Origin of the sequence: Thermonema sp. (assembly GCF_026003375.1) — a bacterium.
GTDB classification, from domain to species: Bacteria; Bacteroidota; Bacteroidia; order Cytophagales; family Thermonemataceae; genus Thermonema; species Thermonema rossianum.
Window position 1 is genome coordinate 1,015,105 of sequence record NZ_BPHD01000001.1, and the last position, 22,994, is coordinate 1,038,098.

At 49.4% G+C, this 22,994-nt stretch carries 19 protein-coding genes; 12 read left to right on the forward strand and 7 right to left on the reverse strand.

Annotation, left to right across the window (positions count from 1 at the left end; translation table 11 throughout):
• Positions 1–43: 43 nt before the first annotated feature.
• The 4 genes from QVE43_RS04275 to carB all read left to right on the forward strand — a co-directional run bounded on the left by QVE43_RS04275 (position 44) and on the right by carB (position 5,405).
• A complete protein-coding gene (locus tag QVE43_RS04275) occupies positions 44–892 on the forward strand; it encodes a mechanosensitive ion channel domain-containing protein (protein WP_288004551.1) in 849 nt (282 codons plus the stop codon).
• A gap of 177 nt (positions 893–1,069) precedes the next feature.
• Positions 1,070–1,933, forward strand: coding sequence for a carboxylating nicotinate-nucleotide diphosphorylase (gene nadC, locus QVE43_RS04280; RefSeq protein ID WP_288004553.1), 864 nt, complete (start codon positions 1,070–1,072; stop codon positions 1,931–1,933).
• A gap of 9 nt (positions 1,934–1,942) precedes the next feature.
• Entirely contained in the window at positions 1,943–2,464 is a 522-nt protein-coding gene (locus QVE43_RS04285; protein ID WP_288004555.1) for a YcxB family protein, read from the forward strand.
• 94 nt (positions 2,465–2,558) lie between these two features.
• A complete protein-coding gene (carB, locus tag QVE43_RS04290) occupies positions 2,559–5,405 on the forward strand; it encodes a carbamoyl-phosphate synthase large subunit (protein ID WP_288004557.1) in 2,847 nt (948 codons plus the stop codon).
• 236 nt (positions 5,406–5,641) lie between these two features.
• Here carB and dnaK read toward each other — a convergent pair whose 3' ends face one another.
• Positions 5,642–7,540 (reverse strand): molecular chaperone DnaK, encoded by a 1,899-nt coding sequence (gene dnaK / locus QVE43_RS04295; protein ID WP_288004559.1) that lies wholly within the window; start codon positions 7,538–7,540, stop codon positions 5,642–5,644.
• Between the two features lie 169 nt (positions 7,541–7,709).
• Between dnaK and QVE43_RS04300 the strand changes: the two genes are divergently transcribed.
• Genes QVE43_RS04300 through QVE43_RS04310 form a run of 3 tightly spaced genes read left to right on the forward strand, consistent with a single transcriptional unit; the run spans position 7,710 to position 9,819 of the window.
• Positions 7,710–8,192, forward strand: coding sequence for a hypothetical protein (locus tag QVE43_RS04300; protein ID WP_038032813.1), 483 nt, complete (start codon positions 7,710–7,712; stop codon positions 8,190–8,192).
• Positions 8,146–8,823: a DUF6048 family protein gene (locus tag QVE43_RS04305; protein ID WP_288004561.1), complete on the forward strand. Its 678-nt coding sequence runs from the start codon at positions 8,146–8,148 to the stop codon at positions 8,821–8,823. Before QVE43_RS04300 ends, QVE43_RS04305 begins: the two co-directional genes overlap by 47 nt.
• A 57-nt stretch (positions 8,824–8,880) precedes the next feature.
• On the forward strand, positions 8,881–9,819 hold the full coding sequence (locus tag QVE43_RS04310) for a hypothetical protein (protein WP_288004563.1): 939 nt from the start codon (positions 8,881–8,883) through the stop codon (positions 9,817–9,819).
• 79 nt (positions 9,820–9,898) lie between these two features.
• On the opposite strand, the gene lysS is transcribed toward QVE43_RS04310, so the two are convergent.
• Complete coding sequence (lysS, locus tag QVE43_RS04315) at positions 9,899–11,674, reverse strand: lysine--tRNA ligase (RefSeq protein ID WP_288004565.1); 1,776 nt, start codon at positions 11,672–11,674, stop codon at positions 9,899–9,901.
• 121 nt (positions 11,675–11,795) lie between these two features.
• Between lysS and QVE43_RS04320 the strand changes: the two genes are divergently transcribed.
• Both QVE43_RS04320 and QVE43_RS04325 read left to right on the forward strand, forming a co-directional pair.
• A complete protein-coding gene (locus tag QVE43_RS04320) occupies positions 11,796–12,224 on the forward strand; it encodes a hypothetical protein (protein WP_288004567.1) in 429 nt (142 codons plus the stop codon).
• A complete protein-coding gene (locus QVE43_RS04325) occupies positions 12,221–12,679 on the forward strand; it encodes a DUF2141 domain-containing protein (RefSeq protein ID WP_288004569.1) in 459 nt (152 codons plus the stop codon). The genes QVE43_RS04320 and QVE43_RS04325 overlap by 4 nt, the downstream gene beginning before the upstream one ends.
• A 685-nt stretch (positions 12,680–13,364) precedes the next feature.
• Here QVE43_RS04325 and rpsA read toward each other — a convergent pair.
• Both rpsA and gldG read right to left on the reverse strand, forming a co-directional pair.
• On the reverse strand, positions 13,365–15,128 hold the full coding sequence (gene rpsA / locus QVE43_RS04330) for a 30S ribosomal protein S1 (RefSeq protein ID WP_288004571.1): 1,764 nt from the start codon (positions 15,126–15,128) through the stop codon (positions 13,365–13,367).
• 209 nt (positions 15,129–15,337) lie between these two features.
• Positions 15,338–17,041: a gliding motility-associated ABC transporter substrate-binding protein GldG gene (gene gldG / locus QVE43_RS04335; RefSeq protein WP_288004572.1), complete on the reverse strand. Its 1,704-nt coding sequence runs from the start codon at positions 17,039–17,041 to the stop codon at positions 15,338–15,340.
• Between the two features lie 87 nt (positions 17,042–17,128).
• Here gldG and mtaB point away from each other — a divergent pair, with 87 nt between their 5' ends.
• Together mtaB and QVE43_RS04345 are read left to right on the forward strand one after the other, a co-directional pair.
• Positions 17,129–18,448 (forward strand): tRNA (N(6)-L-threonylcarbamoyladenosine(37)-C(2))-methylthiotransferase MtaB, encoded by a 1,320-nt coding sequence (gene mtaB, locus QVE43_RS04340; RefSeq protein ID WP_288004573.1) that lies wholly within the window; start codon positions 17,129–17,131, stop codon positions 18,446–18,448.
• Between the two features lie 38 nt (positions 18,449–18,486).
• On the forward strand, positions 18,487–19,260 hold the full coding sequence (locus tag QVE43_RS04345; protein WP_288004574.1) for a sulfite exporter TauE/SafE family protein: 774 nt from the start codon (positions 18,487–18,489) through the stop codon (positions 19,258–19,260).
• Here the strand turns inward: QVE43_RS04345 and bioA are convergent.
• The 3 genes from bioA to QVE43_RS04360 are packed head-to-tail and all read right to left on the reverse strand — an operon-like array spanning position 19,202 to position 22,342.
• Positions 19,202–20,569, reverse strand: a complete 1,368-nt coding sequence (gene bioA / locus QVE43_RS04350; RefSeq protein WP_288004575.1) for an adenosylmethionine--8-amino-7-oxononanoate transaminase — start codon at positions 20,567–20,569, stop codon at positions 19,202–19,204. The two genes, QVE43_RS04345 and bioA, sit on opposite strands and share 59 nt — an antisense overlap.
• Positions 20,547–21,182 carry a dethiobiotin synthase gene (gene bioD, locus QVE43_RS04355; RefSeq protein ID WP_288004577.1) on the reverse strand — a complete coding sequence of 212 codons (636 nt, stop codon included), beginning with the start codon at positions 21,180–21,182 and terminating at the stop codon, positions 20,547–20,549. The genes bioA and bioD overlap by 23 nt, the downstream gene beginning before the upstream one ends.
• The gene (locus tag QVE43_RS04360) at positions 21,179–22,342 is read right to left on the reverse strand and encodes an 8-amino-7-oxononanoate synthase (RefSeq protein ID WP_288004579.1); all 1,164 of its coding nucleotides are present in this window, start codon (positions 22,340–22,342) and stop codon (positions 21,179–21,181) included. The genes bioD and QVE43_RS04360 overlap by 4 nt, the downstream gene beginning before the upstream one ends.
• Positions 22,343–22,444: 102 nt before the next feature.
• Here QVE43_RS04360 and QVE43_RS04365 point away from each other — a divergent pair, with 102 nt between their 5' ends.
• Positions 22,445–22,882 (forward strand): hypothetical protein, encoded by a 438-nt coding sequence (locus QVE43_RS04365; protein WP_288004580.1) that lies wholly within the window; start codon positions 22,445–22,447, stop codon positions 22,880–22,882.
• Positions 22,883–22,994 lie beyond the last annotated feature (112 nt).

The following is a 22,994-nucleotide window of genomic DNA, read 5'->3' on the forward strand; positions in this document are numbered from 1 at the left end:
TGTATTAACATTAATACATTGATTATTAAAATCTGTTTCAGTCATGAAAGAATATATTGTTTCCTGGAATCAAGTCATCATGGAAAGCCTCTCGGGCTTACTCCATCAAATTGCTGCCTCCATTCCTTTTGTCATAGGCGCGCTGCTCACCTTGCTAATTGGCTGGCTGATTGCCAAGCTGCTGGCTTTTGTTACTTATAAGTTTCTGAATGCCGTAAAGTTCGATGCCCTTTTTGCCAAAGATGGTGCACAACGCTTCTTGAAAGCTGCCGGCTGGCAGGGCTCCCCCGCCAAACTCACCTCCCGCATTGTATATTGGATTGTTATCTTGCTGACTGCCATCGCCGCTACCGACATCATAGGGTGGAAGGCCGTCAGTCAAGAGTTGGCGCGCCTCATCGGTTATTTGCCCAAGTTTTTGTCTGCGGTAATCATCTTCATTTTGGGCAGCTACATTATACGTGCAGTCCGTGATTTCCTGCGGGGTACCACTGCCGGCTTGGGTATCGGGGCGGGGCGCTTGGTCAGCGGCTTCGTGTATTATTTCCTTTATGCGCTCTTGGTCTTGACCGTACTGCAACAGGCAGGTGTGGACACCCAACTCATCAACACCAATTTGACTTTAATCATTGGTGCCATTTTGCTGGCTTTCACCATCTCCTACGGCTTTGCCTCCCGCGACCTGTTGGCAAACATACTGGCAAGCTTCTATGGGCGCCGTCTTTACAAAGAGGGTGACCGCATACGCATTGGCACGCAAGAGGGCGAGATAGAAGAAATTAAAAATGTGGCGGTCGTCATCCGCACACAAGAAGGCAAGCGCATCGTCATCCCTACCCACCGCCTCCTGCAAGAAGAAGTGGAAATATTGCCGTCCGACACCTCCCGTTAATTGCACCTTGTTCCCGCATAGCCGTGCGTGCGGTAGCTGCTTCATCGCTGCCGTTAGACGCACGGCTGTTTGTTATATGCCTGCCTTTTGCTGTCTCTTTATAAATGAAAGGGCACGAATATCAAATTCTGTTTGTATATTTGCAGCCAATATCATTTCTGACGATATCAAAAAGCGGTGAACAGACCCGGTTACATCCAAAAAAAAACAATTCTTCGCCTCATAGACCTGGCAATACAGGAAGATATCGGCGAAGGTGACCATTCTACCTTAGCTTCCGTGCCGGCAAATGCCCAAAAGGAAGCTATTTTAGTAATGAAAGCCGACGGTGTCATTGCCGGTGTGGAACTTGCCGGCTGGATTTTTCACCGTATCGACCCTCAACTGCAAGTGGAAGCCCACGCACAAGACGGCGACCAAGTAAAAAGCGGCGATATAGTCATGAAGGTGAGTGGTGCGGCGCGCTCCATCTTGCAAGCCGAGCGGCTGGTGCTCAACTGCATGCAACGCATGAGCGGCATTGCCACCAAAACCCGCCATCTGGTATCCTTGATAGAAGGCACGAGTGCCCAACTGCTGGACACACGCAAAACAACGCCCAACTTCCGCCTCTTCGAAAAATGGGCAGTGTATATCGGCGGCGGGCAAAACCACCGCATGGGGCTTTACGACATGATGATGCTCAAAGACAATCATATCGACTATGCCGGGGGCATACGGCAGGCTCTTCTTGCCGCCGATGCTTACCGCAAACAGCTGGGCAAGCCCATTCAAATAGAAATAGAAACCCGCAACCTCGAAGAAGTGAAAGAGGTACTGGCAACCGGCATTGCCGACATCATCATGCTCGACAACATGAGCCCGGCAGACATGCGTGAAGCAGTCAAGCTTATCAACGGGCGCATGAAAGTAGAAGCATCCGGCAATATCAATGAACAGACCATCCGCAGCGTTGCCGAATGTGGTGTGGACTATATATCGGTGGGTGCCCTCACGCACTCCTATCAAAGTTTAGACATCAGTTTAAAAGCAGTAAAGTAATAGCACTTTATGATAGTAAAAACCAAAAAGCATCAATTAGACCCTAAAGAGTTTCGCCGCGTGGGCATGCGGCGCATCATCCGCAGCCAATGGTGGCTACCGGCAAGCATCTTTGCCGGCATCATCGTGCTGAACCTGCTGCTCAACCTAATTTATCCCAACGTGTGGATCTATTTCTTGGCACCCTTGGGGGTTTTGTTGTGGTGGCTGTTCTGGTATGCGCAGTTCACGGGCATCCCTTACATGGAACAAAACAAACCCATGTTCGAGCGCCTGAGCTACGAAATAAGCCCCCAACACATTCTTATCAAAAAGACCCAAAAAGAAGGCATGATGCTGAAATGGGATATGATAAAAGGCGCCGAAAAATTGAAAGACGGTTACCTGCTGCTAATGGGCAAAGTACAGTTTCTGTGGTTCCCTTTTTCGGTCTTCCAATCGGAAAAAGACATGAAACTCATGGAAATATTATTGAAAAGAAAAGGGCTTTTGAAAGAAAAAGAACATCCGCAAACGGTCAATGCTCAATAACTTATTCCTTTCCTTCGGGAAAGGATTTTTTTTATATCTACGGTTTTAAGGACAAACAAACGACTCACCCCAAACAAAAAATAAACACAAAACAATGCCAAAACGCAACGACATCAAATCCGTCCTCATCATTGGCTCCGGTCCCATTGTCATTGGGCAAGCCTGCGAATTTGACTACTCGGGCTCACAAGCCGCCCGCTCGCTGCGCGAAGAAGGGATTGAGGTCATCCTCATCAACTCCAACCCTGCCACCATCATGACTGACCCCGTGACGGCAGACCATGTGTATCTTCTTCCTCTTGAAAAAGATTCTATCATTCATATTCTTGAACGCCACAAGATAGATGCCATACTGCCTACCATGGGCGGTCAAACGGCACTCAACTTAGCCATGAAATGCCACAAACTGGGCATTTGGGAAAAATATGGCGTGGAAATGATAGGCGTGAACACCGACGCCATAGAGACCACCGAAAACCGTGAAGCCTTCCGCAAGCGCATGCTCGAACTGGGCGTGCATGTGTGCCAAGGCGAAACGGCTGATTCTTTCCTGCGCGGAAAAGAAATCGCACAAAAGATAGGCTTTCCCCTGGTGATTCGCCCTTCTTATACCTTGGGCGGTAGTGGTGGCGGTTTTGTCAACACCCCCGAAGAATTCAACGAAGCCCTAACCCGCGGCTTGAAAGCTTCGCCCGTACACGAAGTACTCATAGAGCAAAGCATCTTGGGATGGAAAGAGTATGAGTTGGAGTTGCTGCGCGACAACAACGGCAATGTCATCATCATTTGCTCCATCGAGAACTTCGACCCCATGGGCGTGCATACGGGCGACTCCATCACCGTAGCTCCCGCCATGACACTCTCCGATAAGGTGTATCAGGAAATGCGCGACCAAGCCATCAAAGTAATGAATGGCATCGGTCACTTTGCCGGCGGCTGTAACATACAGTTTGCCGTGAACCCTGCCACCGATGAGCTTATATGTATAGAAGTGAACCCGCGTGTGTCGCGCTCTTCGGCACTGGCAAGTAAAGCCACGGGCTATCCCATCGCCAAAATAGCTGCCAAACTTGCCATAGGTTACAACCTGGACGAACTGAAAAACCAAATCACCAAAACCACCTCCGCTTACTTTGAGCCTGCCATCGACTATGTGATTGTGAAGATACCACGCTGGAACTTCGAGAAGTTTCACGGCTCCAAAGACAGCCTCGGCTTGCAGATGAAATCGGTGGGCGAAGCCATGGGCATTGGGCGCAACTTTCAGGAAGCCCTGCAAAAAGCCTGTCAATCGCTCGAAATCAAACGCAACGGCTTGGGCGCCGACGGCAAAGAGCTCACCGACCAACAAGCCATCCTCCACAGCCTGGCCAACCCCAACTCCAAACGTCTTTTCCATATCTACGATGCCTTTAAAATGGGCATCCCCTTCAAGACCATACAGAAACTGACCAAAATAGACCCCTGGTTCTTGCATCAGATAGAAGAGCTGGTGCAGCTGGAGAAAGAAATACAAAAATACGATCTGCAAACGCTGCCCCGTGAGCTGCTGCTCGAAGCCAAAAAGCGCGGCTACGCCGACCGCCAAATAGCACACCTGCTGCGATGCCTCGAGAGCGAGGTGTATAAACGGCGCAAAGAGTTGGGCATCGAGCGCATATTCAAACTGGTGGACACCTGCGCCGCCGAATTCGAAGCCCAAACCCCCTACTACTACTCTACTTTTGCCACACAGCCCGAAGGCAGCGAAGAGCTGCGCCAAGAGGTGAATGAATCGAAGGTAAGCAATCGAAAGAAGGTGGTCATCTTGGGCTCCGGTCCCAACCGCATTGGTCAAGGCATTGAATTTGACTATTGCTGCGTGCATGGCGTGCTTGCTGCCAAAGAGTGTGGTTACGAAACCATCATGATTAACTGTAACCCCGAAACGGTTTCTACCGACTTCGACGTAGCCGATAAGCTCTACTTTGAACCTGTCTTCTGGGAACACATCTACGACATCATTCAGCACGAAAAGCCGGAAGGCGTCATTGTACAGTTGGGCGGACAGACCGCACTCAAATTAGCCGAAAAGCTCAACCGATACGGCATCCCCATCTTGGGCACCTCTTATGAAGCGCTTGACCTGGCAGAAGACCGTGGCAAATTTTCCGAGCTGCTGCGTTCGCTCAACATACCCTATCCTAAGTTTGGTGTGGTGGAAGATGCCAACCAAGCAAGCGAACTGGCCAAACAGCTGGATTTTCCACTGCTGGTGCGTCCTTCTTATGTGTTGGGCGGGCAAAGCATGAAAATCGTCATCAACGAAGAAGAGCTTGAGCAGCATGTGGTCGATATTCTCAATCAAATCCCCGACAACCGCATCTTGCTCGACCATTTCCTGGAAGGTGCCATCGAAGCCGAAGCCGATGCCATTTGCGACGGCGAAGATGTTTATATTATCGGCATCATGGAACATATAGAACCCGCCGGCATCCACTCGGGCGACTCCAATGCCGTGCTGCCGGCTTTCTCCTTGGGACCACTGGTGATTGAACAAATAGAGCTCTATACCAAAAAGATAGCTTTGGCGCTCAATACAGTGGGACTCATCAACATACAATTTGCCATTAAGGACAACAAAGTGTATGTCATAGAAGCCAACCCACGGGCTTCGCGCACGGTGCCTTTCATTTGCAAAGCCTACCAAGAGCCTTATGTAAACTATGCCACAAAAATCATGTTGGGCGTCAATAAGCTCAAAGACTTCACTTTCAACCCCAAACGCAAGGGCTACGCCATTAAAATGCCGGTGTTCTCATTCGATAAGTTCCCCAATGTAAACAAAGAGCTGGGACCGGAAATGAAATCGACCGGTGAAGCCATCTACTTCATCGAAAACCTGCAAGATGAAGTGTTTCAGCGCCTTTATGAAGAGCGTAATCTGTACTTGAGCCGGTAAAGCATTTCGCTCTTTGCAAGCCCGCCTCTCCGCAGGAAGCGGGCTTTTTTATTGAGCAAGTGTCCTTGCAATATTTTCTACCCAAGCGAAACGGCTATGGGAAGTCTGGTTGTGGCCGATAGAAAGACGAATAAAAAAGTATACAAACAAACCCACAAAAACAAAAAAAGAGGCTACCTTTCGGTCAGCCTCTTTTCGGTCAGCCTCTTTAGAGTAAGCTACTCTCTCTTTTCGCCTTATTTTACTTCTTCGAAATCCACATCGGTTACGTCGTCGGCACCGCTTTGTTGGTTGCCTTGTTGGCTACCGGCGCCGTCTTGGGCTTGTTGCTGTCCACCTTGATACATCTCGGTAGAAGCAGCCTGCCATGCTTGGTTCAGTTTAGCCAAAGCGGCATCGATAGCAGCCACGTCTTTTTGTTCATAAGCCGTGCGCAGCTCTTGCAGTGCTGCATTGATATTGTTTTTGTTTGCTTCCGACAGTTTGTCACCAAACTCTTTCAACTGCTTTTCGGTTTGGTAAATCATGGAGTCGGCAGCATTCAGCTTCTCGATGCGCTCTTTTTCGCGACGGTCGGCTTCGGCATTCATTTCGGCTTCGCGCTTCATACGTTCGATTTCTTCCTGTGTCAAACCACTCGAAGCCTCGATGCGTATTTTTTGCTCTTTGCCGGTGGCTTTGTCTTTTGCCGACACGTGCAAGATACCGTCAGCGTCCACGTCGAAGGTAACTTCAATTTGAGGCACGCCACGCGGTGCCGGCGGGATGCCGTCCAAGTGGAAGCGACCGATGGTCTTGTTGTCTTTTGCCAATGGGCGTTCCCCTTGCAACACGTGGATTTCCACGGAAGTCTGGTTGTCGGAAGCCGTAGAGAACACCTCCGTTTTCTTGGTAGGAATGGTGGTGCCGGCTTCAATCAGCTTGGTGAACACGCCCCCTACGGTTTCTATACCCAATGACAAAGGGATTACGTCCAGCAGCAGCACGTCTTTCACCTCACCGGTGAGCACACCACCTTGAATGGCTGCCCCTACAGCTACCACTTCGTCGGGGTTCACGCCCTTGCTGGGCTTCTTACCAAAGAACTTCTCTACTGCCTCTTGGATTTTGGGGATACGGGTAGAACCACCCACCAAGATTACCTCATCGATGTCGGAAGGCTTCAAGCCGGCTTGTTGCAATGCCAAGCGGCAAGGCTCCATGGTTTTTTCGACGAGGTCGTCAATCAGCTGTTCAAACTTGGCACGGGTAAGCGTGCGAATCAGGTTTTGCGGCTGATTGTCGATGATGGTAATATAAGGCAGGTTGATTTCTGCCTGAGTAGAAGACGAAAGTTCAATTTTTGCGTTTTCGGCAGCTTCTTTCAGGCGCTGCAAAGCCATGGCGTCTTTACGCAGGTCCACACCCGGATGCTCTTTCATGAACTCTTCTGCCAACCAGTCAATAATGCGTTGGTCGAAGTCTTCACCACCCAGGTGGGTATCGCCATGTGTTGCTTTTACCTCAAATACGCCGTCGCCCATTTCCAGGATGGAAATATCGAAAGTACCGCCACCCAGGTCATATACGGCCACGGTCATATCTTTGCCTTTCTTGTCGAGACCGTAGGCCAGCGCAGCGGCAGTAGGCTCGTTGATAATACGGCGCACCTTCAAACCGGCAATTTCACCGGCTTCTTTGGTAGCTTGACGCTCGGCGTCGTTGAAGTAAGCAGGCACCGTAATTACGGCTTCGGTTACTTCTTGCCCCAAGTAGTCTTCAGCAATTTGCTTCATTTTTTGCAGAATCATAGCCGATATTTCTTGGGGCGTATAGGTGCGGTCATCTATTTTCACGCGGGGGGTATCGTTCGGTCCCTGCACTACTTCATAAGGCACACGCTTCACTTCGTCCAACACTTCCGAATAGCGCTTACCCATGAAACGCTTGATACCGGTAATGGTGCGTTTCGGGTTGGTAATTGCCTGACGCTTGGCAGGTGCCCCTACTTTACGTTCGCCATTGTCAAGAAAAGCTACTACCGAAGGGGTAGTACGTTTTCCTTCGTCATTTATAATTACTACGGGCTCGTTGCCCTCCATTACGGCTACGCAAGAGTTGGTAGTACCTAAGTCAATGCCAATAATTTTTCCCATAGTTGTTTCCTCCTTTTTGTGTGTTTTTATTGTTTTGTCTATGCATGAAGCAATGAATATGCCAAGGAAAAAAAGCTGCCAAATTGACACACAACCTTCCATATATGACAGAAAGAGGTTTGAGTTTATGCCAAAAAATAACGTATCTTTGAGCACAGAATGACAGCCTATGCCGTTTCGTTATTATCTATACACCTTCGGACTGCTGCTACTAAGCGCCTGCGTCGAACTGCCGGTGGTATGCAGTGGTGCCATCGAACAAAATGTGCAGCTAAAGTTTCAGCGGCTGCTTGTACTGCAAGACCTTCAAGGGCGTGACTCATTGGTTACTCAAGACACCGCCCTCATCGTGCGCCAAATAGCTATTGAGCAAAGCGATAGCTTATTTTACGTACAAGATACCACAAGCACTGCCACCCTTCCTTTACACCCTCAGCGCGACACGCTGCTTTATAGCATAGACATAGAAGGCATGGGGCTGCGCAGGCTGCAAGTACACTACCGCCGCAGTGCCGAATTGGTATCGCCCGAGTGTGGGGTAAAGATGAATTACCGTGAGTTGTCTATCCTTCAAACCGATTTTGACTCTGCCTATGTCAGCCAAGATGCCAACAAAAACTTCGTTATCCGCCTTTTTATTCCGGCAAACTAAATATGCTTTTGTCTTTTTGCTGCTTGGCTTTATGATGCAGTCCGGCAGCGGCCACGCCCAAAGTCAGGGTGTTTCGGTGGGGGTCGATCTCTTCGGCATCCTCCGCGGGCAGCTGCCCGGCAGCCAAGTGCAACGTTACGAGGGGGTAGCAGAGTACCACCGTCAGGCGTGGGTGGTATATGCCGAGGGGGGCGTGGAACAGTTTCGTTCCAAAAAAGACGAGCAGTCCATTGGACAGTATCAAGCCCAAGGAAGTTACCGCAGGCTGGGAGTGGCCTACAATCTGTTGGAAGGCACGCTTTCTTCAGGCGAAATGCTCCGTTTGGGGATAGGCTATGCACGCGCCACCACGGAAGAGCAGTTGCAAAGCACGCTGAATAACTCTGTGTTTGGCAATGCCCCACTCGACTTGACACAACAAAGCGTTGCCCGGTGGTGGGAATTGTCCATGGCATTGCGCGTGCGCGCCTGGCGTTTTCTGATGCTGGGCTTTACGGCACGCTACCAAATGGCACTCAAAGTGTCCGGTGCCGACAGCTTTTCGAACTATTATGTAGCAGGTTACGGACGCGGCGACAAAAACCGCTTCGGCTTCGCCTATCAGCTGCTATTTCACCTCCCCTTCAAGTAAATAGGGTTTGGTATTATTTTGGTACATACTTTAAAACAGAGCAAATACATCAAAGCTATGAAAAAGCAGATACTATTTTTATTGTGCCTGTTCGGTGCCTTTGTGGCAAGTGCCCAAAGCAATTACGAATTTAAAGTCATTGCTTCTTATGGCAACAACCAAAAAGAGCCTACAGGCGAGCGGCTTTGGGCCGGCACCGAATTGCGCCCCCAAGACCGTTTTGTGGTGGCAGTAGGTGGCTATGTAGGCCTGATGCATAAAAACGGTCATACCCTCGAAATCAAAAAGCCGGGCACTTATCAAGTAGCAGAGTTGCGCAAACAGATACCCGGCAGTAGCCAAGGAACCACTAAAAAATACTTCGGGCAGGTAGTATCGGAAGTAAAGAAAGTAGAACAAGAAGACCTGCACGCCACGCATAGGAAATATATGGCCATTACAGGGTCGGTACAACGTCGTGGGGCGGCTGTCAAACTCAAAGTGCTGGTTCCCAACGCCCCCCTGAGTGTAGTAGAAGCCAACGAAGTGCTGCTTGCCTGGATGCGCCCCGATAAAGTAGTGCGCTATACTTACCAAATCACGGTGCGCAACATGAACCCCGACCAAGAGCAGATAGTAGGCACCTACAGCACCCAAGACACTACCTTTGTGTTGGACCTTAGCAAGCTCGAACCCTACAAAGACGAGCAGGGCTTTATAGTGAAGATAAGCACCAAAGAAAATCCACAAATCGTGGCAGACGAGTTTTACGTAGGCGTTGAAGAAAATACTGAGCGTTTAAAAGAAGTGCAAAACGATCTTGCCGGGCTAAATGATGACGGTAGTGCCCTGAGTGCCTTCATTCGAGCCAACATTTACAAAAATCATGGTTTTGTAGCCGACGCTATTAAGTATTACATGAAAGCTATTGAGCGGGCACCGGAAGTAGAACTGTTCCGTTTGGCGCTCATAGACTACCTGGCAGAAAACAAAATAGTTTTCCGCAAAGTGGAATAAGAAATACTTGCCTTTTACACAAAAAGTAAACGGTGGCTTTTAAAAGCCACCGTTTTTTTATTCTCCCTTTCGTATTCGCTTATGAAGCAGCCTCTTCTTTCGAGCCCGCTACTTTTTCCTTTGCCTGCCGGATCCAAGCTTCTACTTCTTCCTTCGATGGGTTGGCGGCTTCTATTTTCATTTTCTTGCGCAACCCACACACATCGTTGTGTAGTTTGTTTACCGAAGCTTCGGCCAGCTGCTCCAAAGTCATGATGCCGGCTTTTTGCAATACAGGAATCAAGGCTTCGGGCACCCCTACCGACAAATAATCCTCTTTGGTAGCATACTGTATGCGCTTTTCGGGGCGCATATGCGGGAAGAGAATCACTTCTTGTATAGAGTGCGAGTTGGTCATAATCATGGTGAGGCGGTCAATGCCGATACCTAAGCCGGCAGTGGGCGGCATACCAAACTCCAAGGCGCGTAAGAAGTCCTCATCCAAAACCATGGCTTCATCGTCGCCGCGTTTGCCCAACTCCAGCTGTTCTTCAAAGCGCTTGCGTTGGTCGATGGGGTCATTCAATTCGGTAAATGAGTTGCAGACTTCTTTGCCGTTGCAAATCAGCTCGAAGCGTTCTACCAAGCCGGGCTTGCTGCGGTGCTTCTTTGCCAAAGGCGACATCTCGATGGGGTAGTCCATGATAAAGGTGGGCTGAATCAAGAAAGGCTCGCACTTCTCACCGAATATTTCATCAATGATTTTGCCTTTGCCCATGGTGTCGTCCACTTCCACGCCCAGCTTTTCTGCGGTTTGACGCAGCTGCTGCTCGTCCATCTCCGAAATATCGATACCGGTAAAGTGCTCTATGGCTTCGTACATGGTGAAGCGCTTCCAAGGACGGGCAAAATCGATGATATGCTCCCCTACCTGCACCTTGGTGTCGCCGTGCAGCTCAAGAGCTATTTTTTCGATGAGCTCTTCCACCAAGTCCATCATCCAGTAGTAGTCTTTGTAGGCTACGTACAACTCCACTTGGGTGAATTCCGGGTTGTGGAAGCGGCTCATCCCTTCATTGCGGAAGTCTTTTGAGAACTCATACACACCGTCGAAGCCCCCCACTATCAAGCGTTTCAGATAAAGTTCGTTGGCAATGCGCAAATAGAGGGTCATATCCAGCGCATTGTGATGCGTTTTGAAGGGGCGCGCACTGGCTCCGCCATAAATAGGTTGCAAGATGGGGGTTTCTACTTCAAGGTAGCCCTTGCTGTTGAAATATTCCCGCATGACGTTCACCAGTTTGGTGCGCTTGCGGAAGATGTCGCGCACATGCGGGTTTACAATCAAATCTACATAACGCATGCGGTAGCGCTGCTCGGGGTCTGTAAAGGCATCATAAGTCTTAATATTGCCTTGTTCATCGCGCACCTCCTTTACCACTGGCAAGGGACGCAACGACTTTGCCAATAGCTTAAAGCTTTTGACATGAATCGATATTTCACCGGTCTGTGTTGTAAACACATAGCCTTGCACCCCGATGATGTCACCAATATCCAGCAGTTTTTTAAAAACGGTATTGTACAATGTCTTGTCTTCGCCCGGACATATTTCGTCCCGGTTCACATATAGCTGAATACGCCCGGTCGAGTCCTGTAATTCGGCAAACGAAGCTTTTCCCATAATGCGGAAGCTCATGATACGCCCCGCTATGCTTACGTTCTTATAGTCTGTCTTTCGCTTCTCGTAGTTTTTCTTTATATCTTCTGCCGTTACATTCACCGGGAAGGGTTCTGCGGGGTACGGGTCAATCCCCAGCTTCTTGAGCTCTTCAAGTTTTTGACGGCGTAAAATTTCCTGTTCGCTTAGTACTTGCATATCATCGAAAAGTTTATGATTTCAAAGGGTTACAAAGATACAAATTAAGTGTATTCAGTGCCATCAGGTATTTCTTTTATACCTTTGTATTGTGCAATTTCGTCTCATAAAACAGATGCTTATGAAAAAACATTTACTCTTTGTAGTGTCTTTTCTTTTGGCTTGTATAAGCTGCGAACAAGCCGCCCCCCCCAATAAGATATTCATTACGGGCGATTACAGTGGTTCATTGGATTACTTATGGGAGGAAGAAAGCAGCGCCAATAACTTGCAGATACGGGCAGCCTCCTATCCCGACTCAAGCAGCATCAGCTATCCGTCCTTTTATTTTATCATCAGCCCTGATCGTGCCATCCTGTATGTGCGCACCGACGAAAACAGCGCCTTGGATTATTATTATGCCATTCGTCCGGTGTTTCAATATTCCGGACAAGAACTGCAGGTCAAGGAGTTGAAAATGATTTTTGGCACGGGGCTTGTCAATGATACAATACAGAACCCCGATGACACGCGTAGCGTGTTGCTCGATGGCAAACTAAAACGCCCATGAACCGTTATATCCTAAGCAAGCTTGCATTTTTATTTTTTCTGATGATGGGAAACGCACAAGAAAGCCCGGCCCAAAACCGCGGCAACCTGCATATAGAAATCACCAATTTGCGCAACCACCGGGGGCATGTGTTGGTGAGTCTTTTTGCCGAAGAAGGTAAAAAAGGATTTCCCGACGAGCCGGCACAAGCCTATCGCAAAGCCAAAGTGCCCATAGAAAACTTAAAGGCGGTGGTGCATTTTGAAAACTTGCCTCATGGAACCTATGCCGTTGCGGTCTTGCATGATGAAAACGACAACGGCAAGATGGATAAAAACTTTTTGGGAATTCCCACCGAAGGCTTTGCTTTTTCGAACAATGTGCGCCCGGTGTTTGGTCCTCCTTCTTTTCACAAAGCTGCCTTTGAGCTCAACCGCCGCAGCAAAACCCTCTTGATTAAGATGCTTTATTTTTAGAACACAAGCATAAGCAGGCACTTTCCACGAAGCAAGCTTGTCATTTCGAACCAAACGCAAACTGTCATCTCGAACGGCGCGTTAGCACAGTGAGAAATCTCATGCACATTGAAACAAGTAACAAGACGCAAAAAAGAGATTTCTCGCTTGCGCTCGAAATGACAAAGGGGGATTCGGAATGCTAAACAGGGAGAACCGAAAGAAAAAAAGAAGGCGGAAAAGCAAGAAACAAAACGACAAAAACAGCCATCCGGAAGCAGCCACCTTTACATATAGAAAAGCATAGCTTGTCATTTCGAACGGAGCGTTAGCGAAGTGAGAAATCTCATCGAGCTAAGTGCGTTTGTATTGTCATGTCGAGCGGAACGAAGTGTAGCGAGACCTCCCGGCAAGCCAAGCCTTTACCTCCCCAAAAGAGATTTCTCGCTTGCGCTCGAAGTGACAAGAGGGAAGCTCGAAAGGGCAAGATGGAAACTTAAAATGGCAAAGGGAAAATACTCAAAAAGAATAATGCAGCTAAAAAAGCAAAAACAGGCTTACAGAGTCGATTCATTTCAAACAGCAAAACAAATAAACACGCCCCCAAGCAAGCCGCACTATAAAAAAGTAAAGGAGGCACAATAAGTGCCCCCTCTACCAACAAACATTAGCCATGAACTTTATACCAAGTTCGTATTTGAAAAGATTACTCTTTTCCTTCTTCTTTGTCTTTCTCCATTTGCTCCTTCAGGTTAGAGAGCTCTTCCAGGTCACCCAAGGTCACCTTGCTGTCTTCTTTCTTGTTGAGCTTCTCTTCCACTACCTTGTCGTCCGGAACATAGGTTTTTACATGGGAAAGAATGATGCGACGCTCGCCTTTCGAGAACTCGATAACTACGAAGTTGAGTTTATCACCTTCTTTGGGCAATGAGCCGTCTTCTTTGGTCATTTCGCGTTTCGGGCAGAAGCCTTCCACGTTTTCTTCGAGCTCTACTACGGCGCCTTTTTCATTTACGTTCAGCACTTTGCCTTCATGGGTAGTGCCCACGGCATAACGCTCTTCGATGGCATCCCAAGGATCGGGCTGCAGCTGCTTATGCCCCAAAGCAATACGACGGTTCTCGAGGTCAAATTCCAGCACTTTCACTTCGAGCTCTTCACCTACTTGAATGAACTCGGAAGGATGCTTGATTTTTTGAGTCCAAGAGAGGTCTGATACGTGCACCAAACCGTCGATGCCCTCTTCCAATTCCAAGAAGAGACCGTAGTTGGTCATGTTGCGCACAATACCTTTGTGCACGGTGCCTACGGCATATTTGGTGGCGATGTCGGGGCGAGTCCAAGGATCTTCGGTCAATTGCTTGATGCCCAAAGACATTTTGCGCTCCTCGCGGTCGAGCGTAAGCACAACGGCTTCCACTTCGTCGCCTACTTTCAGGAAGTCTTGAGGATTGCGCAGGTGCTGCGACCACGACATTTCCGATACGTGAATCAAGCCTTCCACACCCGGCATGATTTCAAGGAAAGCGCCGTAGTCTGCTACGTTTACGATTTTACCTTTTACGCGCGAACCCACTTGAATATCTTCAGGCAGCGAATCCCACGGATGCGGGGTCAGCTGCTTCATACCCAAAGAGATACGCTTTTTCTCTTCGTCGAAGTCCAAAACAACGACTTTGACTTTTTGGTCGAGTTCGAGCAGCTCCGACGGATGGCTGATGCGTCCCCAAGAGATGTCGGTGATGTGCAACAAACCATCTACACCGCCCAAGTCGATAAACACCCCGAAGTTGGTCATGTTCTTGATAACGCCTTCGAGTACCTGACCACGCTCCAGGTTGTTGAGGATTTGCTGGCGCTGCTCCTCGAGGTCTTTTTCAATCAGTACTTTATGCGATACTACTACGTTGTCGTTCGAGTAGTTTACTTTTACTACTTTCAGTTCCATTTTCTTGCCCACAAAGGCGTCGAAGTCGCGAATAGGCTTCACGTCGATTTGCGAACCGGGCAAGAAACACTCAATGCCGTAAAGGTCAACCACCAAACCACCTTTGGTACGGCGCTTCACAACACCCTCTACTACCAGGTCATTCTCGTAAGCCTCGGAGATTTTCTCCCAAGCGCGTACCAGTTTGGCTTTTTTGCGCGACAATTGCACTTGCCCGTTGGCGTCTTCTACTTTCTCCACATATACTTCCACTTGGTCGCCGGGCTTCAGGTCGGGCATGTCGCGGAATTCGGTCAAAGGCACCAAGCCGTCAGACTTGAAACCTACGTTGATAACCACATCACGGTCGGTAATGCTTACCACCGTACCGGTTACCACTTCTCTTTCGTTGATTTCGCCGAGCGACTGCTCGTAAAGCTTTGCCAACTCCTCATCTTTGGCACCTGAGAAGGTAGCGTCGGCGAATTTTTTTTCGTTTTCGAGTTCTTCCCAGTTAAAATTTTCGATTGGTTGGTTACTCATACAGGTTCTTTTTGCCTCCTTTCTTTAAGTTTTTGAAGAAAAGGGTTTTAAAGGTGAAACATAAATTTGGAACGCAAAGATAAACTTCTCATTTTAAATAAACAAACAAACAAGCGTATAAATTAGTTGTCTGTAAACCAAACCAATAGCAGCGGGCAGCCAAGGGCGTCCTCTGTCTCCAAACAGCTCTTTTACCGGGCACGGCTTGGCTACTTCGTGAGTCTTCCAAAGCGCCAATAACGCACCAAATGATAAACGCCCCCCAGCATCAGGGTAATGAGCAGGGGCATGTAAAGGTTGAAAGCTTGCCAAAAGGTGCGCTCTTGCTGCACGCGGTCTTTGTCTAAGTAACGCAACCTTACTTCCTTGTTACGTGCCAGTATCAATTGGTTGTCATCGAGCATATAGTGCAGCAGGTTCACCACAAAGCGTTTATTGTCGAAGGTAATGCCCGTATTGCGGTCATAGCCCAAGGGCAACACTTGTTTTTTCTGCCAGTTCACCTCATTGCGTATAAAGTCACCGTCGGCACATATGAAAATGCGCGTGGGCTTCACACTTTCGGCAAGGAAGGTTTGGGCACGGGGGTCTGAAGGCAAAATCCGGTTTTGATACAAGGAACGGAAGCGTCCTTCCAAAAGATAAGCCACGGTGCGCGCACCATCATTAAACAGCTCCGGGTCGGGGTCTAAGCGTGCCTCGTTGTAATGAATCACGAAGGGGATGTCAAGCACTTTTGTTTTGGGCGAGCTGGCAATCAAAGGGATTTTCTTTACGCCGTCGGCTTTCACCGTGTCGAGCGTACACACATACCGCCCGAAGACTGCATTCAAGTTTTTGGTGACCGGATGCGGAAAGAAGTTATAGAATATCGGATAGTACCGCCAAGGCAAAAACTCCATTTGCGGTTTGCCTGCCATCTCGCCTATGATAAGCCCCAACACACCACAATTCAGGTCTTCAATCAGTTCATAATTGTAACGGATACCATAGCGAAAGAGCAGGTCAATCAAACGGTGGTCATAGCCTATGGAAACGGCGCCCTCGGGGGTGTTGATGCTGTCTTCGCGCACTTCCACCGCATCTAAAAAGAAGAGCACGTTGCCCCCCTTCATGACGTACTGGTCTATTTTATATTTTTCTTCTTCGGAAAAAGCGGTCTGCGGCTTGGCGATTATCAGGGCGTCGAGTGTGTCCAGCGACACTTCCGAAAGACGAATGCCATAGATTTGAAAGAAACGCGACAGGCTTTGGTTCAAGTCGTCGACCTCCGGGGGTGTCAGCTCTTTATGACCATACACATAGGCTATTTTTTTCTTCTTCTTGAGTGTAAGCTGGTAGATGGCCGACGCCAGTTCATACTCCATGTTTTCTATAGAGTGGTTGATAATTTCTTGTGGGTTGGCCAATGCTGCCCGCTGGTCACCTTGAAGCAAAGAAATGGAAGTGTACTTGTTGCCGTAAGAGAGAATGGCACCGGGAAACAAAAGCTTTTCCACCCGCTTGCCTTCTTCTTTCACAAACACATTGGTGGGGCTCACGCCGTGCATAGCCAAGTATTGAATAAGCGAGTCACGTGCTTCGGCCGGTTCTATACTTTGCGGGTCGATAAAACGGTATTGAATATTGCTGCCACCATATACGCGAAACTCTTCGAGCAGCTCTTCCATAGAGCGCCGCAAACGGCGGAAGTCTGCCGGCAAGTCGTCGCCGTGCAGGTACACTTGAATAAAAACGGGACCTTCCAAGCCACGCAACAGCTCTTGCGTTTGGGGGGCTATCGAGTAACGTTTGTCTTCGGTGAGGTCAATGCGTATTACAAAATATTGCGCCAACAGGTTAAGGGCAATGATTGCCGCCACGCCTATCAAAAATCCGCGCAAGGCATGCATGCGCTTTTGAGACCTCTTCATAAACGTTTTTGAGTTTTTGTGGGTTATACACAAAGTAAAACAGAAATTCGTAATTTTGCACAATCTTTACCTTGACCGCCGGGAAATATGAAAAGAGTGGCTCTTTACACGCTGGGTTGTAAGTTGAATTTTTCAGAGAGTTCGACCATTGCAAGGCAATTTGAGCAGAAAGGTTACCGGGTAGTGCCTTTTACCGAACAGCCCGATATTTTTATTATCAATACTTGCTCGGTGACCGACCATGCCGACCGAAAATGCCGCAAGGTGGTCAAGCAGGCCCTAAAGATATCGCCTCATGCATTCATTGCCATCATTGGGTGCTATGCGCAACTCAAACCACAAGAAATTGCCGAAATCGAAGGGGTGGATGTGGTGCTGGGTGCCGCAGAAAAGTTCCGCCTGCTGGAGCTGATAGACACTTTCGAAAAAAAGCCACAAGCCGAAGTGTATGCTTCGCCCATAGAAGAGGTAAAAACTGTTTTTGAGCACGCCTATTCCTACGGCGACCGCACACGCACCTTTTTGAAAGTGCAAGATGGTTGCAATTACAACTGCAGCTTTTGCACCATACCTATGGCACGTGGCAAGAGCCGCAGCCCCCGCATTGCCGATATTGTAGAAGAAGCACGCCGCATTGCAGCCACCGATGTGCGCGAAGTGGTGCTGACGGGTGTAAATATTGGCGACTTTGGCATTATAGACGGGCGCCGCCAAGAGCATTTCATCGACCTTATCAAAGCATTGGACGAAGTGGAAGGCATTGGGCGTTACCGCATTTCTTCGATAGAGCCCAACTTGCTTACCGAAGAAATCATTGCCTTTGTTGCCGGGTCGAAGCGCTTCGCCCCTCACTTTCATATTCCCCTGCAATCGGGCAGTAATAAGATATTGAAGCAGATGTACCGGCGGTATCAGCGCGAACTTTACGCCGACAGGGTGGCCACCATCCGCCGTTACATGCCTCATGCCTGCATCGGTGTGGATGTGATTGTAGGCTTCCCGGGCGAAACCGAAGAGGATTTTTTAGAGACCTACCAGTTCCTGAATGAGCTGGAGGTAAGTTATTTGCACGTGTTCCCCTATTCGGAACGCGCCAACACACCGGCCGCTTCCATGCCCGGACGCCTGCCCGAGCGTGAACGCAAGCGCCGTGCCGACATGCTGCGTATCTTATCGGAGAAAAAGCGCCGCTATTTTTACGAACAACAATTGGGCAAGCAGGCTACCGTGCTTTTTGAAGAGGAGGTAAAAGCCGGAAAGATGATCGGTTTCACGGAGCAATACGTGCGCGTAGAGGCAGACTATGATCCGCTCTTGGTGAACGAGTTTGTGCCCGTGGTGCTTGACCGCATCAATGCGCAAGGGCACGTAGAAGTGGAAATGCCCGTGCATGCGCTTTCTCACTAAAAGCTTTTTTGTTTTGAAAAACATACGCCTTCTTCATTATGCTTGACGAGTTGATTTTGTTTTCTGCCTCGCTTATAGTGGGTGTAATCAACACTTTGGCAGGCAGCGGCAGCCTCATTATGTTGCCCCTGTTGATTTGGATAGGACTGCCTGCCCCCATCGCCAATGGCACCAACCGTGTGGCTGTGGCTCTGCAGTCACTGGTGGGCTTGTGGCAATATGGCAAGAATTACGATATAAATTACCGGGAGGCGGTATGGGTGCTGACACCTGTACTTATGGGGTCACTGAGCGGGGCTTATATAGCCACGCAGGTGTCGGCAAAAGTTATAGAGGGGGCTATAGGTGTTTTAATTGTGGTCATGCTGGGCATGACCTTACTAAATCCCAAGCGCTGGCTGCGCGAAAGTGAGGAATATGAGCAGCGCTATAAGTCACCGCTGTGGCAAGTGGTGCTGTTTGCCATAGGGGTTTATGCCGGTTTTATACAAGCCGGTTCGGGCATTTTCCTCATCATCGTCATGGTCATGGGGCTCAAGTTCAACCTGAAACGTGCCAATGCCTACAAGCTGGTGAGCATGGCGGCTTTTGGCTTACCGGTTCTATTCATTTTCGCTTCACAAGGGCAGGTCAATTGGCACTATGGCAGCATCAGCGCTGCCGGACAGATGATAGGCGCCGTGGCCGGCGCCCGTTTTGCCACCCGCTACCCCAAAGCCAACCAATGGATTTACGGCTTGGTAGTGGTGATGCTTATTGCTGTCCTGGTGCGTTATTATGAGTTGTATCGCTGGTTTTTTCCGGCTCATTAAGCATTTCTTCTATTACAGCGTATGCCATTTGCAGCTCTTCACCGGTAATCACATAAGGCGGCAGTACATACACCACATTGCCCAAAGGGCGTAGAAGCACCCCCTTGTCCAAAAAATAATTATAGAGATGGTGGCGCGCTTCATTGAAATAGTGCGTCTGCTGTTCAGTCTCTATCTCTAAGGCGAAGATGGTGCCCATACAGCGCACGTCACGCACCCGCCGGTGGTCCCGTATGCGCGCTTCAAAATCGAGGTGTGCCTGGGCAATGGCTGAAATCCGGCTCATGCATTCCGGACGTAAAAGCAAATCCAAACTGGCATTGGCAGCAGCACAAGCCAAAGGATTGGCAGTGAAAGAGTGTCCATGGAAGAAGGTTTTCATGATGTCCTCCTGCCGGAAAGGTTCTATGATGCGTTCGGTGCAGGCGGTTACGCCCAATGCCATGGTGCCGCCGGTCAAACCCTTCGACAAGCAAATAATATCCGGCTTATGCAGGCAGTACTCCGAAGCAAACAGGCGCCCCGTGCGTCCAAAGCCGGTCATCACTTCATCGGCAATGCAAATGATGTCGTGCTTTTGTGCAATATGAAGCAGCTGGTCTAATATTTCCGGGCTGTACATACGCATGCCCGATGCCCCCTGCACCAAAGGTTCATAAATGAAAGCGGCTACTTCGCCGGTTTGTGCCAGCGCTTCGAAACGCTGCAGTGTGGCTGCCACTTGCCCGCAGCGCTGCGGCTTGTCTTTTTTTCCGCCACAACAAAAAGGTTGATAGCAAGCCGGAAAATCCAGAAATTCCACGTCAAACAGATAGTCGTCGAAGGGAGCATTGAAAGGGCTGCGCTCGCCCACCGACATGGCACCGAAGGTGTCGCCGTGGTAGGCGCCATCCAGAGCTACAATTTTCTTTTTATGTTGCACTCCTTGGTTATGCCAGTACTGCATAGCCATTTTAAGCGCCACCTCTACGGCCGTGGAGCCGTTGTCGGAATAGAAGACTTTGGAAAAGCCGTTCGGTAGAATCTGCAACAGACGCTCTGCCAGCTGTACTGCCGGCTCGTGTGTGAAGCCGGCAAAAATCACATGTTCGAGGGTGCGCGCTTGTCGGGCAATGGCTTCTGCAATATAAGGGTGGCTGTGCCCATGCAAATTCACCCACCAAGAAGCGATGGCATCCAGTATCCGGCGCCCGTCTTCGGTGTAAAGCCACACCCCTTCTGCCCGCACCAACGGCAAGGGCTCGGGGCTTCCTTTCAAAGGGGTAAACGGATGCCAGATACTCTTTTTATCTCTCTCCAGTAAGCTCATAAATGTTTTTTCTAAATTCTTCGGCATAGCGTTCAATGGTGGCAGTGTCTATTTTTTGCTCCGGCAATATATGAAGCAACTTCTTATAACCGGTATGGTGCAAAATAATGTCTTCACTTTGCGGGTTGGGTTCACCATTAAATACAATACCCAAGACCGGCACCCGGCGTGCTTTCAGCGCCTCATAAGTAAGCAAAGTGTGGTTGATGCTTCCCAGATAAAGGTTTGATACCAGAATGACCGGTACTTGCAATTGCAAGGCTATGTCGATAACAAAATGCCGGCGGTTCAAGGGCACCAGCACACCTCCCGCCCCTTCTATAACCAAAGGCTTGGCTGTTTGGGGGCGCACAATGCGTTCCGGTTGTATTTCTACCCCTTCGGCAGCTGCCGAAGCATGTGGCGATGCCGGCATTTGCAGTTCATAGGCCGAGGGAAACACCTCAAAAGCAGGATGTGAAACCCAGGCGGCCACCGTGTCGGCATCACGTGGCAAGCCCGACTGCACGGGCTTCCAGTAGGCAGCCCCCAAAGCTTGAGCCACAATAGCACTTACCACTGTTTTGCCACTGTCTGTTCCTATGGCAGTTACAAAAACATCTTGTTTTTTCATAAGTTCCATGAGCGAAAAGATTCAAATAGTTTATCCACTTCGTCAAAGGTATTGAAGGCATGCAAACAAATGCGCAAACGTTCTTTGCCGGCAGGCACGGTGGGCGCCAACACTGCCCGCACATCCAGCCCCTGTTGCTGCAAATAGGCGGACAGTGCGCGGGTGCGTTCGTTTCCGCCCACTTCTACCACCTGTATGGGGCTTTGTGTCTCCCAAAAATGCAAGCCGGCCGCAGCCTGCACTTGTTTTTGTTTTTGCTTGTAATAATGCACTATTTGCCACAAACGTTGTTGCAAGGCAGGTGTTGTGGCAATCTTGTCAAAAGCGGCCTCTATGTAGGCGAAGCTGTGCAGTGGCAAAGCGGTCGTATAAATAAAAGCCCGCGCAAAGTTTAGCAGGTAGTCAATAAGCAGGCGGCTGCCTGCCACACAAGCGCCATGCCCCCCTATTGCCTTGCCGAAAGTATAGACGCGTGCAAGCAAAGCCGGGTGACGGTGCAAGCCTTCCACGCACAGCAGCCCTTCGCCGCGCGCGCCCCACAGGCCGGTACTGTGCGCTTCATCTACCACCACATGGGCACCATACTGTCCACATAAATCAAGTATTTCTTTCAAAGGTGCCCGGTCGCCATCCATGGAATACACACTTTCGACCACCACAAAACAATTGCCGCGTGCCTTCCGGAGACGTTGTGCCAGGTCCTCGAGGTCGTTATGCCGGAAATAATGACGGCCGGCAAAGCTGAGCCGGGCGCCCTCCCGCAAACTGGCATGAATCAACTCATCACACAGGATGGTATCGCCCCTTTGGGGTATGGTAGCCAGAAGAGCCGTATTTGCCTGGTATCCCGAATTGAATACCAAGCAGGCTTCGGCATCGAAAACAGATGCCAATTTGTCTTCTACTTCACACATGTAAGCATGGGTGCCACTAAGCAAGCGCGAGCCGGTAGCCCCTCCCCGCAAAGGGCGCAACTGCATCACCTTGGCATGGGCTTGCTCCAAGAGATGGGCATCCCGTGCCAAACCCAAATAGTCATTAGAAGAGAAATCGACCATTCCTTCTGCCACAGGCGCCATAGTGCGGAGGCTGTGCGCTTGACGCCGCCGCTCCAGAGCTGCATGCAAGATGGCCTGTAATGTAGTCTCTTTTTGTGCCATATGTGCAAATATATAGAGAAAACCACGGTTTTAAAGTGTTGAAAAATATAACTATCCGAAGAAAACACATAACTTTATCGGAATAACCAATTGTAAAAAGTTATGAGTGACCAACTAAGCATCATCAGCAGCGAAGTAATGGAAATGTTTTACGAGCCGGACAACTTTCTAATTATTCAACGCTGGAAAGGTGGCGGTTTGGATGAAGAGAAATTCAAACAAACCATCCTGCAGGTGAATGAGCAGGGCGAGCGCATGGCCAACATGGGCATGAAAGTGTTCTACGAAATCATTGTTCCTCAATTTAGTTTTATGGTGCCGCCCGACCTGCAGGAGTGGGCAGCAGAGCAAACTAAAGAGGTCATCAAAAAAGTGGGGCTTCAAAAAATAGCGGTTGTCATTCCCACGGCTGTTCAGGAACAACTGAACATCGAAGCTTTGTCTGTGGAACAAACGGTGGAAGAGATGGCAAAAATAGGTGTGGCCTATCGCATTGTAGGAAGCGAGGCAGAAGCTCGAGGGTGGTTTTTGGAAACGTAGGCGTTTATGCGCGGGTGCCCCGTGCCTTTCAGGTGCTTGGGCAGCCCGGCTTCTTTGCTTTGTTGTCCCGGGTTCGTTCTTTTGCGTCCCCTTTTGTCCTTTCAAGCGTCCC